The sequence below is a fragment of the Pseudomonas sp. N-1-13 genome (genome assembly GCF_057787095.1).
Map to the genome: position 1 here is coordinate 5,667,819 of NZ_JBYNRI010000001.1, position 16,694 is coordinate 5,684,512.

The following is a 16,694-nucleotide window of genomic DNA, read 5'->3' on the forward strand; positions in this document are numbered from 1 at the left end:
ACAATGGATACACCCATCAGGCAGACTAGTGCCTTTGCGGCAGCGGGAAAAATTTGCACATGCTCAAGACACTGGCGGTGGCCAACTACCGCTCGATCAACAAACTGGTGATCCCCCTGGGCCGGCTGAACCTGATCACCGGCCCCAACGGCAGTGGCAAATCCAATCTGTATCGTGCCCTGCGCCTGTTGGCGGAGACCGCCCAGGGTGGCGTGGTCAACGCCCTGGCCCGCGAAGGCGGGCTGGACTCGACCTTCTGGGCCGGGCCGGAAGTGATCAGCCGGCGTATGCGCAACGGCGAGGTGCCCATCGGAGCTACGGTGCGGCTCAGCACGAAACGTCTGCGCCTGGGTTTTGCCGGGGAAGATTTCAGCTATTCGATTTCCCTCGGCCTGCCGGAACCGAGTTTGTCCGCGTTTTCGCTGGACCCTGAAATCAAGCGCGAATGCATCTGGGCCGGCCCGGTGTTTCGTCCCGCCAGCCTGCTGGTGGATCGCAACGGGCCCATGATCCGTGCCCGGGACGGTCGCACCTGGGACGTCCTGGCTCAGTACACGCCCACCTTTGACAGTTTGTTCGACCAGGTCGGCAGCCTGCGCACCTCACCGGAGGTGCTGCAGATGCGCGAGTTCATTCGTCGCTGGCGCTTCTATGACCACTTTCGCAGCGACGCCGACGCCCCGGCGCGCCAGCCGCAACTGGGCACCCGCACGCCGGTGCTGCACCACGATGGGCGTGACCTGGCCGCTGCCCTGCAAACCATTCTTGAGATCGGCGACGATCAAGCCCTGCACTCGTCCATCAGCGACGCATTCCCCGGTGCCCGGCTGCATATCGAGAAACTGCAAGGCGGGCGTTTCGGCATCGAGTTTCATCAGCATGGCTTGCTGCGCCCGCTGTCGGCTGCCGAACTTTCCGACGGGACCCTGCGCTATCTGCTGCTGATAGCCGCACTGCTCACCCCGCGCCCACCCTCGCTGATGGTGCTCAACGAACCGGAAACCAGCCTGCACCCGGACCTGTTGCCGGCCCTGGCGCGGTTGATCATCCGCGCTTCAGCGCACTGTCAGGTCTGGGTGGTCTCCCATGCCCGGCGCTTGATCACCGCCTTGCAGCAGGACAACGACTGCAATTGCATCGTGCTGGAGAAAGATCTGGGCCAGACCGGGATCGTCGGCCAGGGAATACTGGATGCGCCGGCCTGGAGCTGGCCGGATTGATCGACGGTATTTGCAGGGGCCAAGTAAGAAGGCTATTTTTCCACTGGCTGTAGGACGGGTCTATTTCTCGACGGACCTCTCCAAGGAACCGCAGCTTATGGCCAGACTGCCTGGCCCCCATCACAAGGAAGATCACAATGGCTGACGTGAAAGCCCCGCAACACCTCGACCCACGCGACATCGTCAAACTGCTCGTGGCCCTGCGCCGCGCATTGAAAGAACCGCCTGCATAGCTACATCGATCAAGACGGGTTCTGAGCGTCGGCACAAAAAAACGCCGACGCTGGCAAAGCCGTCGGCGTTGAAACTTCAAATCCTTGCTGTTCGATCAGAACGCCGGCAGTACCGCGCCGCTGTATTTCTTCTCGATAAATGCCTTCACTTCCGGGCTGGTCAGGGCCTTGGCCAGTTTCTGCATGGCCGGGCTGTCCTTGTTGTCCGGGCGGGCCACCAGGAAGTTCACGTACGGCGAATCCGAACCTTCGATCACCAGCGCATCCTTGGCCGGGTTAAGACCCGCTTCCAGGGCGTAGTTGGTGTTGATCATGTCCAGGTCGACCTGATCCAGCACACGCGGCAGCATGGCCGATTCCAGCTCCTTGAACTGAAAGTTTTTCGGGTTCTTGGCGATGTCCTTGGGCGTGGCCAGGGCGTTTTTCGGGTCTTTGAGCTCGATCAGGCCCGCCTTCTGCAACAGGATCAGGGCGCGACCACTGTTGCTGCCTTCGTTGGGGATGGCGATGGTCGCGCCGTCCTTGAGTTCGGCCAGGCTTTTGACTTTCTTCGAGTAACCACCGAACGGTTCCACATGCACGCCGATCACGGTCACCAGATCGGTGCCTTTGCCTTCGTTGAAGCTCTTGAGATACGGCAGGGTCTGGAAGTAGTTGGCGTCCAGGCGCTTCTGATCAACCTGTACGTTGGGTTGAACGTAGTCGGTGAACACCTTGATTTGCAGGTCCACGCCTTCTTTGGCCAGGGCCGGCTTGATCAGCTCAAGGATTTCAGCGTGGGGCACCGGGGTGGCCGCCACGACCAGTTTCTCCGCCGCCTGGGCCAGACCCGAGGTCAGGGCTGCTGCCAACGCGGTGAATAACAGAACCTTTTTCATGCAGTGTCCTTATCGAAGATCACCGTCGTCATGGACCACGGTCAAACAATGGAAGTGCCAGCGAAGTGCTATCGCTGGCGTGATGTGGACGATACCGATATTTTTTATGCCTTAACAATATCTTTTATTGAGGTGCTTATACCCATAAGCCATAAATGAGCAGGCGTAATTTCCTCGTCAGGCAAATCGGATATCGGCGCTTCGCTTCCTGACGTCACCATAGATTTCGTCCTGTGCCTGCCAAAGCGACTGGCTGCCGAAAAATTCGTCCGCGCGCTGGAGATACTCTTTGGCTTTTTCGATGTACCGGTCTCTATCGATCGTGTACCTGACGCCGTCAACCGGATACTTGACGTAACCGACCACATCCTTGGCTGTCAGTACATTCCTCAGGTCGTTTTGCACAGCGATGAAGTTACGCCGCCCGCCTTCAGGAACCAGACGGCTCGCGGCCTTGGCATATTCACCAACACGTACCGCACGCAAGGCATTGCCACGATTCAATGTCACGGTATCACCGAGTGCCTCGACGGTTTTCTGCAACGCCACGCTTGTGCCTTTGCCCAATACCTTGCCCGCCAGGGAAGCCCCGCCGGACACAACACCCAGCGCAATACTGGTGTAACTGAGAATCTGCGTGGCGACGGCATCCGGGGCTGCCTCCGTCAACACCACCGATGCAATCGATGCCGCGCCTGACACCACTTCCAGCGTCAACGCCGCCGCGGCCGAAAATGACACCCCGACCAAAGGTGCGGATGCGCCAAGGGTCGCAAGGGTCAATGCGACGGAAGCCACAGCAAAAGCAGCAGTAAGACCTATCTTGACCCAACCCCAGGCAGAAATATGGCCTGTCGGGTCGCTGAGATTGATCGGGTCTCCCAGACAATAGGCATAAGGATTGAGGCCGCCGCCATCGAACGGGCTCCAACTGTCGGGCCGGTGGAATCGCATCAGTACCGGATCGTAAACCCGGTAGCCATTACCCAGCAGGTAACATCCCGTCACGGGGTCCAGCGGCTCGCCATTGAAACCGAACAGGCTACCCAACCCGTCGGACACCGGGCGTTGCCCATAGGGTGAATAAGCCTGCGTGGTGGTGTCTGCACCGGAAAGTGCCTGCAGGACGTTGCCGTAAGCGTCGGTGCAAAACAGCGCCGTCTCCTGGCCTTGCAACAGGGCCAGCAACTGCCGCCCTTCGCGCACGATGCTGCGCCTCTCGTCACCCGCCACTTCGCTGCACAACTGCTCTTGATGGTGGAAACGCCGGTATGCCTTCTCCCCCGTCAGCTCAAAGGCATGGAGCCAATCCGAGGCGTCATACCGATAGCGGGCCAACGTCGATCTGGAGTCCGCCGACGTCACGCTTTCCAGGCGGCCCAACTCGTCATACAGCAGCCTGCGCCCTTGCCCATCGTTGAGCAGATTGCCGTCCGCGTCATAACTGAAGGTTGTATTGCCCGCCACATAGTCGGGATGACTGTGGATGACGGCACTGAGTTGCGTTTTGTCAGCCAGGTCATACCGATAGTTCGCAATGTTCTCGCCACCGACGAAACGGGTGGTGACCTGACGAATGTTATCGAGATAGTCGTAAGTGAAATCCTGGGAAACGATAACTTTTCCCTGCGTATCCACGGGCGCCTGCTCACCCTTGCAGGCGTAACGCTCCAAGCGGCCACGCAGATCATAGGTGAACGATTCCAGGCGCAGGAGGACGTTCCCGACCTTGAGCGTGCGCTGGCTGAGCTTATCGCCGGGGCCGAACGACTGGGCCAACTCCAGGACGTCTTTTTCCTGGGAGGAGGAACGTCGAAGAACCTCGCGGCCAAACTCGTCGTACACCAGGTCGGTGACCATCGACAGGCCCGATTGAGCGTCGGTGACGGTGATACAACTGAGGTGCTCTTGAGCGTTGTACGAGTAGGCGACGCAGACTCGGCCTTGGGTGATGCCCGACAACCGTCCTGTCTCGTCATAAAGACAGGTGCGATCCGCGCCGTTGACGTCTGTATGGCAAATCGGCTTTCCCATCAACGAGTGGGTTTGCGAACTTTCGAACCGGTCGAGCGCAGTTACCCATTTTTCCTGCTTGAGCCGACCGGACGCAGAATATTCCATGCGTCGCTGCACCAGCGCGTTGGCCGACTCCTGGAGCAGGCCGGTGCGCGGATCAAAACGATGCCTTGTCGAAACCGGCGCCTGGCTGCCTGCGCGCTCGGTGACACAATCATCGAGCAACGGATCAAGGGTGAACCGCAGGACTTTGCCGGCCGCAGTGATCCTCTGTGAAGCGTTCCTGCTGGAGCCTTCATAGACCAATCGTTCAGTGCGACCACCTGAGCGATTGAGCGTAATACGCATCAGCCCATCGTAGGTTCGGCTACCCACCACGTAGTCATTGGCGCTGATTTGCGTGGGATGGTCACCCTGGCTGTGTACCGCGTACTGCTTCTTGATGACCGTACCGTCGGGCAAAACCGTACTCAGGACCCTCCCCGCCAGATCGTAGCTGAAGCGAGTCACCGCCCCGTCAGAAGCCCTTTGCCTGATGCACCGTCCCAGCCCATCGTATTCGTAGGCGGTGACCTCTCGAACAACGCCTGACAGGTCCACCCGTTCGATGCGCGACGGTTTGCCAAAAACGTTCGTGAACGTACGCGTCTTGCCGGCGCCTTCCATCCACTGTGTGCGAGTGAGCGCTACCGGGTCGACCTCATCATGCACGATCACCTGTCCACGGCGACGGACGCGGCTCTGATGTCCCCACGGGTCATACTCGTACAGGGTCTTCAGTGATTTCGCCTGGCCCTCGAACCAGTCGGTTTCTTCATCCGCCTTCAGGCGCCCGAGGCTGTCGTATTCGGCCTGATAGATCAGGCGCATGGGCGCGCCAGGCATATCGACATCCTGCTTCTGGACGCTGATGGTGCGGCCGACCCCGTCACTGCGGGTCGCTGTCTGGACACCCCGCGAATCCGTGACGATGACCGTGACAAACGGATCTTCGGGTGTGAACGGTTGATAGGTGAATTGACGCGACGCTGCGCTGTCGGTGCCTGGCATCACCGTTTCACGGATCAGTTGCCCCAGCGAATCGTATTTCATGCTGACGCTGCTGCCCCCGGATTCACGGGTCTTGATCAGCCAGTCACACTCGTCATGCCAGCTCTGTCGCAAGTGCCTCACGCCTTCGGCGCTAAAGGTCTGGTCGGTGCGGACATGCCCGTTTTCACGCTGGTAGGCATAATGGTATTCAGTCCGCACACCGCCTACCGTTTCAACTTTGCTTTGCAGCCTCGCATGGAAGACGTCATTGACGTCATTGACGTACTTTAATCGACAGTCCACCCGTGGCTCGCTGACGCCGTCTTCGTACAGTGTTTCACTGGCGAGCTGCACACAACGGCCGCCACCGGGACGTAACGAAGGCAGCTCAGCGTAGGTGTAACGGACCACCGTTGTAGGCGCGGCAGCGAAGTCAGGGGAAGCGAAAATCGACTTCTGTTTGAGCAAGGACGGCACGCCCAATGGACTGGCAGGGCAGTCAGCATCCCCTTGTGCGGGGAAGTATTCATAGACTTCACGCACTCCGCTCGGACTGGTCTTTTCCAGCAGATTCCCATGTTCATCATAGGACGTGCGGGTGACCTCGCTTCTGATTCTACTGCGCCCCGCATCCGCGGCATCGCTGCTGTCAAAGAAGCTGTCGCGCACCACGCGTTGCATCTGGAACTGTGGGGGCTGATCCTCGAAAGCCCTATTGGGGACATCGTGGTATTCGATCTCCCGCAGTTGCATCTTGCCGCCACTGATCGTTCTTTGCGAAATCATCGAATGAAAGCGGTTGTAGGTACGCGTGACGCGAGACGCCTCACGCTGACCACCTTCATCCAGGGCGATCTGTATCTGGGTGCAAGCGTACTCGTACTGCCCGCTCAAGCCATAAAGCACATCACTGTCAGCGGTCCAGAGCGCCCGCGAATCGAACCCGAGAAAGTTTCTGCGCGAGTATTCATATTTGCTCATCATGGCCGGCTGCCCCCCGCCGGGGGACATGACCGACTGGACGACAACCGGCAACGAAGAGACCGGCGCCCCCGTAGGCAAGCGATGTCCCTCAGGCCTGTAACTGAGCGTTTCCTGCGCGCCGCTTGGCTGTTGGACGTTGGTCATCAGCAAAAAACCATTGATTCGCCGATAACCAAAGGACCACATCAACTGATTATTTTCGGCCGTGACCAGAATGATGCGCTGGAGTAGTTCATTGTTGAGCGCGAACCGGTATTGGAGTCTTTTTGAAGGCATATCCGGCCACAAGGTAATGGTCGGTGGCGTTCCTCCGTTCTGGGCATAGTCGATACTCAACAGGCGGTGATGTTGGTGATAAACCTCCGTCAGACGTCGCTGTCCAGAGATGAGCCTGTAGGCATAGCGCGTTTGCTTGCCATTGGGGCAATACGCATGCGTCAGCAGCCACTCCTCAGCCGTTGCAGAGGGGCGCGAGAGTATTTCGGTCCGCCCATCTATGTGCTCAATGACAAGTTCATCGCCTTGCACCGTAACGTTCAGGTTATCGAGCTTTTTATCCTTGAACGCGGCCTGGCCTTCGCTGACCAGAAGCTGATAGGTCACGCCGTTCGACAGTGTCAGCTTGCGTCGGCGTTGCTCATAGCTGCAGGTGCGCAGGGACCAGCCGATGCCTAAACCCATGTTTTGATTATTGAAGGAATCATATGAAAGGGTAAGCGGCACCTTCGACCCGCCGGCTGCGTCAGTGGGCGCTGCATCCAGCGCCACGCTGCAACTATAACTACCGGTACGAGGATCAACACCCGAGCGAATGAAACTATCAAACCTGAAGGCAGCCGAAGTTAACTGCTCTTTGAATGGAACTGAGCGACTCATCTATTCTTCCTTGAACATGGTTTCTGATTTACCGGGCGACCCAGACCGCCAACGTCTCTTCAGTTATCCCGACGCGCAGTTGATGGAAATTTCCAAATACATCACGCATTTCCAGTGCAGCGCTGTTTCTATTCTCTCGGACCCACACCGGCCCACCCTTTTTTCCGAACGCCAGAACGAATGCAACCACGCCCTTTTCGCTTAAATTCCTTCCTACCGCATCCGGCCGCTCCCAACTCAAATAGGCTGACGTTCGTATTGCGCGGCCATCGCCATAGCCCACCACGTAATAACCCGAGTATCGATTGTCCGGGCTTCCTATCTGAAGATGCGTCCTCATATAAAAGTCCGCCATAAATTCCATTCGCTGCTGGTCAACGATCAACTCCAGGACAAAACCCTCGACTTTCGCGATATCAGGCGATTGGCTGGAATAGTAGGCGGGGATGGTGCGAACAGAGTACTGCTCACTTCGGTAAACAGCGGGCGCCAGTGGAATCAATACCAGAGAGCCAAACTCGCTGGCCTTGGAAGATAGAAATTTTTTGCCATCGGCCCGCGTGATGCACAGCTGTAAATCTATCGGTGTGTCGGAACGGGTCGTGACATAAAAATCTTTGGTGTAAACAAACTCACCCGACGGCACCGAGCCTTGGATAGGGCCATTCGGAGGAAGCTGGCGAAAACGGCTGTCCTCCCGCTCGGTGTACCTCCAGTCTTTGATGTCTTCGCGGTGCCGGTCTTTGGTCAATGCCAATCCGGTCAATGCATCGACCAGAACAATGGAGTCCAGCTCGGACTGGCTTAGAGCGACACTGCCCCAGAGCCAGTCTTCGACCTCGACAACCACTTTAACCTTCAATTGCTGATAACCGTTGCGGTACAACTGATTACCGCCCGAGACTGAAAAAATCTTAAAGGTTTTCAGGTCCGACCATGTCGCCACGCCAGGTTCATTATTCTTAAGTTCCATTTTCAAATCCTTAGTCCGTTACTTGATTGATAAGTGGCAGCCTTCCAGTTTGGTCGCCACATTGCTTGCGCCATTTAATTAACCATCACTACGGCGCCACCAATCAAGATCAAAACCCAGACAAATTATTTGAATGACAACTTATAACTGGCCGCAAAATGAAACAGCCCCGACATTTACGGGATCCGCGCAACAACAACGCCGACAATATAAAAATCATCAGCGCTCAAATGATTCAGTAACATTATTGACGCAGGCATCAGATCCCGGCGATCCATGTCTTTAATCGCTCAAGTTGTTGCCGGTCACCTTGCCTGATCAACTCAAGAACCATTTGCTCATTCACCGTTGCGGGTGTCGGTTGATGCGGTAAATTGAGATGTTCTGGCAATATTTGATCGCCGGTGCTCACCAGCAACGCAAAATGAATGACGTTCTCCAACTCGCGGGTATTGCCCGGCCAGTCGTGCCGTTCCAGCGCGTGCTGCGCGGCTTCGCTGATCAGCGGCACCGCCAGGCCGAGGCGCTGGCTGTAGATGCCCAGGAAGTACTCGGCCAGGGACAGGATATCGCCCACCCGCTCGCGCAAAGCCGGCAACTCGAGTTGACCTTCACTGAGATAGTCATAGAGCCGTTGGTGGAATTTACCGGCTGCCACTGCTTGCGCCAGATCGATGCTGGTGGCCGCAACCAGGCGCACATCCACAGGGCTGGGCTGGTGGGCGCCGACGCGGATGACTTCGTGGTTCTCCAGAGCCGCCAACAATTTTAGCTGGATCGGCAGCGGTAAATCGCCGATCTCATCCAGATAAAGGGTGCCGCCATTGGCCGAGCCGAACCAGCCGGCGCGGCTACTGGCCGAGCCGTTGTGGCTGCCGACGGCATAACCGAACAATTCGGCGTCGGCGTAAGTCGGGCTGATCGCAGCGCAATTGACCGAAACGAACAGCCCACCGCGAGCGCTTTCACGATGCAAGTAACGGGCAAGCAACTCCTTGCCCGTACCGGTTTGGCCGCGAATCAGTACAGCGATCGAGCGCGGCGCCAGTTGCTCCAATGCGTGGCGTAGTTGCCGCGAACGCGGGTCGACGAACACCAACGCCTTGGCGCGAATGCTCAGGGGGCTTTTTTGTGCGTCGGGAAACGTCAGCAACGGCTGACCCAGTGTTTCATGCAAGCTCATGGCAGACTCCCGCCCCAACCGCCGGGAGACGGGAGGGCAAAAAAATTCAGGCGCGACGCAGGGCGTGGTGCTCCATGCGGGTTTGCAGACGATAGAGATAGGCGAACCCCTGCTCCCAACGTTGATGGCCAGACTTGACATTGATATGCCCCGCCCCGGCCAGAATCCCGGCCTCGGCGCCCCAATGACGCGCCAGTTCAAGCGCGCGCTCAACGCTTACGGCGGGGTCATTGTCGGAACTGACCACCTGGCTCGCAAATGGCAGCAGATCGGTGGGAATCGGCGCGAAGTTGCGCAACGCAGGCGCGCAGGCCGGCCGTTCGACATCCGCCGGCGCCACCAGTAACGCCCCGCGCACCTGCTGCAGAAACTGCACCGGCGCGCTGGCCGCCCAATGGGCAACCGTGATGCAACCCAGGCTATGGGCAATGAGGATCACCGGCCTGCTGTCGGCGGCAATGGCTTCGGCCAGCGCCGCCACCCAGTCTTCACGCCGAGGGGTCAACCAGTCGCCCTGCTCGACCCGGGCACTGTTGGGCAGGCTGTTCTGCCAATGGGTTTGCCAGTGGTTTTGCGGCGATCCTTGCCAGCCCGGCACAATCAGGTAGCGAATCGATTCGTTGCGCATGGGTGCTCTCCCGCGTGTCTGTTGCAGGCGAGTATAGGGAGGTGAGCCAGATTGATTAAGGAATAAGAAGCTATTTATTAATAACAGTAAAGAATAACAACCTTTCTCTGTGAGAGCGGGCTTGCTCGCGAAAGCGCTGGGCCAGCTGTCGGTGATGCTGGCTGATACGACGCATTCGCGAGCAAGCCCGCTCCCACAGGTTCTGCTTCCGTGTCACTCGTTGCGTCCCTTGCGCAGCAACACATTCAACTGGTCCACCACTTCCGCCCAGTCCGCGTCCTCAAGGATTTCTTCACGCAGTAACTGCTGCTGGCTTGTGCTCCAGAAAAACGCGTCAGCCAAGTGCAGTTCAGGCTTGAGGGGTGAATGGGTCGTGATGAATTTGTCGATATCAACGGGGTCGTCAGACAGGCCCAATTGTTTGAACAGCGCGGGCAGGCTGTGGATCGGGGATTCCATGCGGGACTCCTGAGCATAGATCGGATGGCTGGGTTACTCCCCGCAGTCTAGCCTCTTGACGACCGCCAGACTGATCAAAATTCGATCAAATCACGCGTGAACTAGACTCTAGATAGAGTTCCCAATCACATCGCGGAGGATCCAGTGAACATTCGCTGTTTGATGGTCGCATTGCTGGCCATGAGCGGGCCCGCATTGGCGGCTGACGGACTCGCGCTACTGACGGCCAATCCCTTGGGTTTCTGGCTGATTGCCGCGGGCGTGGCCTTGCTGATCGCCGAGGCCGCCCTGCCCAACTACGGAGTCGCCGGGTTGGGCGGCATCATTCTGTGCGTCATTGGCGCGATCATCCTGACCAACGCCGATATACCGGTCCCACTGATGATCGTCCTGGGTCTGATCAGTGGCTTTTTGCTGATAGCCCTCCTGGTCCGCGCATTGAAAACCCGACCGCGCCAACCCGTCAGCGGCGATGCCGCGTTGTTGGGCAGCGTCACGGCGGTGACAGCGTTACAGGCCGGCAATAACCATCATGGCTGGATCCAGCTGGAAGGCGAACGCTGGCAGGTGACAAGCGCGATGCCGCTGCGGCCTGGCCAGGCCGTGCGGGTCATCGCACGCAAGGGTCTGCTACTGGAAGTGGCCGCCGCTGATTCACAAGGAGCCTGATATGGGTATGCAAATCGGTTTCACGATGCTGTTGTTGCTGTTGATAGCACTGGCGGCTTCAACGTTCCGGATCCTGCGCGAATACGAACGCGGGGTGGTTTTTCAGCTCGGCCGGTTCTGGCAGGTCAAAGGGCCCGGGCTGATCCTGCTGATTCCCGTGGTGCAGCAGATGATCCGCGTCGACTTGCGCACCATTGTCCTCGACGTACCGGCGCAGGACGTGATCACCCGCGACAACGTCTCGGTGAAGGTCAACGCGGTGTTGTACTTTCGCGTGCTCGATCCACAGAAGGCGATTATCCAGGTCGAAAACTTCCTCATGGCGACCAGCCAACTGGCCCAGACCACCTTGCGCGCCGTTCTCGGCAAACATGACCTGGACCAATTGCTGGCCGAGCGCGAGCAACTGAACAGCGACATCCAGCAAGTGCTGGACGCCCAGACCGACGCCTGGGGTATCAAAGTGGCCAACGTGGAAATCAAGCACGTGGATCTCAATGAATCGATGATCCGCGCCATCGCCCGGCAAGCCGAAGCCGAGCGGGAACGACGGGCCAAGGTGATCCACGCCGAAGGCGAGTTGCAAGCCTCGGAAAAACTCATGCAAGCCGCCGAAATGCTCGGTCGCCAGCCTGGTGCCATGCAACTGCGCTACATGCAGACACTGGGCTCCATTGCCGGGGACAAGACCTCCACCATCGTTTTTCCGCTGCCGATCGAGTTGCTCAAGGGGATGGCGGAGTTGTCGCCCAACAAGTCTTGATCAATTGCGCAGGGCATGGAATTCCAAGCGAAAGATCAAAGGATCGCAGCCTTGGGTAGCTCCTACACCCACTTCTGTAGGAGCTACCGAAGACTGCGATCCTTTGATCTTTTCCCCCGCCAAACCCTCGGACATTTCCTTCAATACGCAGCGTTGTTCATGAACTAGGCAGCGATTTCGAGCGCCGCTAACCTTTGTCCGTCATCGCAAAAAACGGTGACACGGACGTGCAAGTCCGATCTAGGAACGCATTCGTTATGGCTATTCGCCGAGCATTTTTCTATGCTCGCCGACTGTTATGGCGGCTGCGCGTGGGAGACTTTCGGGTCTGCCGGGTTCCTGGACCGGTCTTGCACACCTACGTACAGCTGCCACCTTTTTCGAAGTGCAATCGATGGGTGTCGGCTCCACCTCCAGGGAAATCATTATGTTCAAAGCAACACCGAATCCGCCGCAAAGCGGCCATAAATCCCGCGTCGAAGCCCTCGAAGAAAAAAAGCTCGAAAACGCCGCCACCCGCGCCCTCGATTACTACCTCAAACCCCAGCCTTCCTCACCGTCCGAACCCGATAAAAACCAGCTTTTCATCGTCGCCCCCCACATTGACACCGAAACCCTGCTCGCCAATGCCTCCGAAGACCTGCTGTCCATCAGCACCATCGCCGCCGACCTGGCAGACGATGTCGATGACTCACGCCGCTGCGTAGCCCTGGCGATCAGCCGCATGGCTGATGGGGTTCAGTTGTTGGTTGAGCGGGCACTGGATCATCTGGAAACGAAGGAGATGGCGGCGCCTGGGACCAAGGGGTAGAGCTTTGCTTTGATGCAAACTGTGCCGACGCCATCGCGAGCAGGCTCGCTCCCACAATTGGATTGGAGTACGACCGGGAGAACCAGGCCGGCTGTCAGGCCGCCTCGCGAGCAAGCTTTGCTCTCACAGGTCCTGCTCAAACAAGTCTGATGGGTGTACACCCGCAAGAGCCAGGCCGGCTGTCAGGCCGCCTCGTTTCGGCTTTTGATCTAGGGGCCCCGTTAACCACGCTGGCCGAACGCAGGTATTGCGTAGTGGGCATCCCGGCATGGATGCCGGGATAGCCGCGCTGGGCCATGGATGGCCCTTCGCGGCGGGCCCACGGAGCAATGCCTGCGTTCGGGCATGCCGAGCCTAGGCGAGGCACCGAGTGGTGGGGCAAGACCTTTTGGTTACTTTTGGGGCGTTTGCCAAAAGTGACCCGCCGTAAGGGCGGAACCGCCAGCAGCCGCTACCGCAGCAACGGATATGTACCCAGTCAACCAAATCCTGGCCGGCTATCGGGCCGCCATCGCGAGCAGGCTCGCTCCCACAGTTTGATCGACGTACAACCGGGAGAGCCAGGCCGGCTATCAGGCCGCCATCGCGAGCAAGCTTTGCTCCCACAGGGGATTGTGAGCAGTCGCGGATATTCAAACCAACACAAAACAAATGTGGGAGCGAGCCTGCTCGCGATTGCGCAGGGTCAGTCAACATTGATGCCGGCCAACGCGCCAGGTTTCGAGCGCCTCATAGGCCCCCTGCGCCCAATGCATCACCTGATTGCGCAGCCGTGACGAAGCCTCCCGACGCTTGTCCTCGCTATCACCGGCAAACGCCTGCCCCGGCTGCTTGGCATGCTGCCCCGTCATGGCAAACACTTGCCGGCGCTGGGCATCATTCAGCCCGAAAAACACCGCCAGCCGCCCTGCCATCGCATCAGGCAACTCAGCGTAATTAACCGCCAGCCCGGCAAACTCATGGCAGTGCTCCAACCCCGCCTGCAACAACCGCCCCAGCCGGCGCGCGATGAAATCTTCCTGGCCGCCGAAGGGCAATCCGTCGTCCAACACGCTTGTCCCGATCATCCCCGGCACCATGTGCATGCCGGGACGACGCCAATGGGAAACGGCGATTTCCAAAGGGTCGCGGTACACGAACAACCAAGGCGTGTCGGGAAAACATTCGCGCAGCAGCGCCAGTTCACCGATGTTCCAGGCGTCAAGCTTGATCACCAGCCGCTGTTCCATGCCTCGGCGGCGCTGCCCATAGGCCGACATCAGCCCCCTGAGTGCCACGCAGCGGTCAGCGTGCGCCATATCACCGCGCAGCAGAGTATCCAGAGGCGGCGGTTCTGAAATGACGATGTGGTCGTCCAGTTGCGCCAGCATCTGGCTGATCAATGTCGAGCCACAGCGGGAGGCATGGAAGATGAATGCACTCGGGGGCAGGCCTGGGCTTTGTTGTCTCCACTGGTCCAGGGCGCTCAAGGCTGTCTGGCGGCGGAACGCCTGATTGAAGGGCAACCGCAGGGCGTGTTCCACCGCGTCGCCGAAGAACGGTTGCGACAATCGCTCCTCCCCGAACCAGCACCAGTCAACCCGCCACTGCCCCGCCGCTTGCCACACGCGGATCGGCAGCCAGCCGTCCAGGTTCAGGCCTTCCACTGATCACTCCACTGCCGGCGACCGTTGCGCATGGTCGCCTGCAATTGCTCCCGGGTAACGTGTAAATCGCGTGCGGCAGCCATCGCGATTGCGCACTCAATGAAAGCGTCTACGTCATGCAGGCTCTGCAAAGTCCGGGCAAGTTGAGGGTCGGTTTCAACGAGCTGCTCAAAGCACACCAGATCACTTCGCTCAGCCACGATTGCCGGTGTGCTGAGCAGCCCGGCGGCGACCTGCCGTTGCAGCCATGGGCTGGGGCGGCAATCGAGCACCAGATGAATCCGCGGCTGACTGCTGTGGTTATCGACGCGATGAGGCAGCGACAGATCAAGAAACCAGCATTCGCCCGCCGTCATCGGAATGCGTTGCCCATCCAGCCAGAAATCCACGCCAAGCGGGCTGAGCAGCGGCACATGCAGGCGCAGATCGGCGTTCGCGCCACCCAGGTCATAATCGCGATGCTCGTGGATACACCCGCCGGGACCGAGTCGCAGCAGCCGGGCCGAGACGATTTCCAACGGCCAGTCGCGCAACGCCTCGTGCCACCGGTCATCCTCTGACCAGAGCGCGCGCTGCACGGGCTGACCGCGCCCGGGAGACAACGGGGTCAAGGCATCGACCGCCGAAATCAGCGACACTCCACTCCAGTCACCACTGTAGTACGCGCTGTTGAAGTGGCCTTGCCAATGATCGTCCTCAACGGCTGCCAGTGCCTGCAACAGCAAAGGCAGGTTCACCGTTACCGGCAGCCGGGAAAACGCCGGGCGCACCATGCGTACGGCCTGTTACTGGGTCACCGCCGCGGTCGGCACCGCGATATCGCCCTGGGCCCACGCCGCTTCGCGGTTGGCCAACGCCGTGGCAATGGACTGCACTTGGGTCGATTGCACTTCATCGGGCAACGGGTCGAGGCCAGCGCTGGCAAAGATCTGGCCATAGGCGTTGCGCAGGTCGGCATAGGCCAGATCCCGCCGCAAGTCAGCCTGCAGCGTATTGAGTTCGCCCTGGATCAGGTCCAGCTCACCCAAGCCGGCGGCCTGATGGCGGTTGCGCAGTTGACCCACGATCTGCCCATCGATCTCCGACAGCTGCTGGCTGGTCTTGAACTGGCGCAGCGCCTCGCGGTAATTGGCATTGGCCACGTACAGCTGCGCCAGCACGGCGATCGACATCGCCTGGCGCCGCGCCGCCGCGACCTCTTCACCGGCCTTGGCCACGTTAATGGCCGCCGGGGCGGAGATCACGTTGAACAGATTCCAGGTGACCTTCACGCCATAGTCAGCCCAGCCCTGCTCCACCAGGAACGAGTTGCTGTCGTAATGCCCCCCAGCGGAGAACTCCAGCCCAGGTAACAGGCGCAGCATGGCCTTGCGGGTTTCAGCGGCGGTAATGCGCGTCTGGTAGTCCTGCTCGCGCAGTTCCGGGCGACTGGTCAGGGCTTCCTGTTCCAGGCGCGCGAGGTCGACCTTGAGTTCCGGGATGACGTACTCATCCTGGGTGGCCAAGGTCAGCTCGGTGCCCAGGGGCAGGTTGATCAGCGTCGCCAGTTCCGTCTTGGCCAGGGACAACGCCCGGCGCTGCTCTTCGAGCTGGCGGGTGGCCTGGATCAGCGAACGCTGGTAACCCAGTGCCTGCACTGGGTCGCCAATGCGTTGCTCGCTCATGCTCTGACTGTTGCCGCGGGCCGTATCGACTCGGACCATCAAGCTGTCGATCTGCTTGAGCAGGCGCTCGGCGGCCATGGCTCGCCAGTAAGCCGAACGCACATCCTGGACGATGGTGTTGATGACTTTGCGCCGACGCTCCTGCACGATCAGCCGCTGGTCCCCGGCCTGCTTGGCGCTGATGTAACTCACGCCGAAATCGAGCACGTTCCAGACCATGGTCAGGTCGGCTACTTCGCGATCGCGGTCCTGGGAGGTCGACGGTTCCAGAGACTGGGTACCGGTTTCCACGCTCTGGCTGCTGGAAGCGCTGACGTTGTTGCGGCCCACGTAGCCGGCGTCCAGGGCCATGCGCGGCAGCATGTCGAAACTGGCCAGGTCCAGCTGACGCTTGGCCAGGGCTTCTTCCATGATCTTCAAGCGGCCTTCAAGGTTGTACTTCACCGCACGGGCCATGGCCTGGTGCAGGGTCAGCGGGCCGCTGAGGGGCTCCTGATCCTTGTACATATTCTGCAGATCGGTCCGGGCGCGCTGTTCGCTGACGCTACGCTCGATCGGCTCGCTGGTGACCGCACATCCGCTGACCGTCAACGCCAGCACACTCATTGCGAATAACTTCTGACTTCTATTCATTCCCTGGATTGCCCCTGGCTGCCCCA

The 16,694-nt window shown here is 59.3% G+C and carries 13 protein-coding genes; 4 read left to right on the forward strand and 9 right to left on the reverse strand.

What is annotated here, in order from left to right:
* Positions 1–59: 59 nt before the first annotated feature.
* On the forward strand, positions 60–1,220 hold the full coding sequence (locus AC3I65_RS25430) for an AAA family ATPase (RefSeq protein WP_047226804.1): 1,161 nt from the start codon (positions 60–62) through the stop codon (positions 1,218–1,220).
* 328 nt (positions 1,221–1,548) lie between these two features.
* Here the strand turns inward: AC3I65_RS25430 and AC3I65_RS25435 are convergent, their stop codons facing one another.
* From AC3I65_RS25435 to AC3I65_RS25460, 6 genes are all read right to left on the reverse strand, one after another.
* The gene (locus AC3I65_RS25435) at positions 1,549–2,331 is read right to left on the reverse strand and encodes a MetQ/NlpA family ABC transporter substrate-binding protein (protein ID WP_047226803.1); all 783 of its coding nucleotides are present in this window, start codon (positions 2,329–2,331) and stop codon (positions 1,549–1,551) included.
* Between the two features lie 177 nt (positions 2,332–2,508).
* Positions 2,509–7,239, reverse strand: a complete 4,731-nt coding sequence (locus AC3I65_RS25440) for an RHS repeat domain-containing protein (RefSeq protein WP_488524265.1) — start codon at positions 7,237–7,239, stop codon at positions 2,509–2,511.
* A gap of 28 nt (positions 7,240–7,267) precedes the next feature.
* Positions 7,268–8,212, reverse strand: a complete 945-nt coding sequence (locus AC3I65_RS25445) for a hypothetical protein (protein ID WP_076383251.1) — start codon at positions 8,210–8,212, stop codon at positions 7,268–7,270.
* 259 nt (positions 8,213–8,471) lie between these two features.
* Positions 8,472–9,395: a sigma 54-interacting transcriptional regulator gene (locus AC3I65_RS25450; RefSeq protein WP_488524266.1), complete on the reverse strand. Its 924-nt coding sequence runs from the start codon at positions 9,393–9,395 to the stop codon at positions 8,472–8,474.
* Between the two features lie 46 nt (positions 9,396–9,441).
* On the reverse strand, positions 9,442–10,023 hold the full coding sequence (locus AC3I65_RS25455; protein WP_076383249.1) for an alpha/beta hydrolase: 582 nt from the start codon (positions 10,021–10,023) through the stop codon (positions 9,442–9,444).
* Between the two features lie 213 nt (positions 10,024–10,236).
* Positions 10,237–10,482 carry a DUF2789 domain-containing protein gene (locus AC3I65_RS25460; protein WP_076383248.1) on the reverse strand — a complete coding sequence of 82 codons (246 nt, stop codon included), beginning with the start codon at positions 10,480–10,482 and terminating at the stop codon, positions 10,237–10,239.
* 144 nt (positions 10,483–10,626) lie between these two features.
* Between AC3I65_RS25460 and AC3I65_RS25465 the strand changes: the two genes are divergently transcribed.
* From AC3I65_RS25465 to AC3I65_RS25475, 3 genes are all read left to right on the forward strand, one after another.
* Positions 10,627–11,151: an NfeD family protein gene (locus tag AC3I65_RS25465; protein ID WP_047226797.1), complete on the forward strand. Its 525-nt coding sequence runs from the start codon at positions 10,627–10,629 to the stop codon at positions 11,149–11,151.
* A 1-nt stretch (position 11,152) separates the two neighbouring features.
* On the forward strand, positions 11,153–11,914 hold the full coding sequence (locus AC3I65_RS25470) for a slipin family protein (protein WP_047226796.1): 762 nt from the start codon (positions 11,153–11,155) through the stop codon (positions 11,912–11,914).
* A 427-nt stretch (positions 11,915–12,341) separates the two neighbouring features.
* Entirely contained in the window at positions 12,342–12,725 is a 384-nt protein-coding gene (locus tag AC3I65_RS25475) for a DUF6124 family protein (protein ID WP_339492280.1), read from the forward strand.
* A gap of 689 nt (positions 12,726–13,414) precedes the next feature.
* Here AC3I65_RS25475 and AC3I65_RS25480 read toward each other — a convergent pair.
* From AC3I65_RS25480 to AC3I65_RS25490, 3 genes are read right to left on the reverse strand one after another with little or no spacing between them, the layout of a single operon-like run.
* Complete coding sequence (locus AC3I65_RS25480) at positions 13,415–14,371, reverse strand: sulfotransferase family protein (protein WP_076383246.1); 957 nt, start codon at positions 14,369–14,371, stop codon at positions 13,415–13,417.
* Positions 14,359–15,144, reverse strand: coding sequence for an aspartyl/asparaginyl beta-hydroxylase domain-containing protein (locus tag AC3I65_RS25485; RefSeq protein ID WP_076383245.1), 786 nt, complete (start codon positions 15,142–15,144; stop codon positions 14,359–14,361). Before AC3I65_RS25485 ends, AC3I65_RS25480 begins: the two co-directional genes overlap by 13 nt.
* Positions 15,145–15,156: 12 nt before the next feature.
* Positions 15,157–16,668 (reverse strand): TolC family protein, encoded by a 1,512-nt coding sequence (locus AC3I65_RS25490; protein WP_076383244.1) that lies wholly within the window; start codon positions 16,666–16,668, stop codon positions 15,157–15,159.
* Positions 16,669–16,694 lie beyond the last annotated feature (26 nt).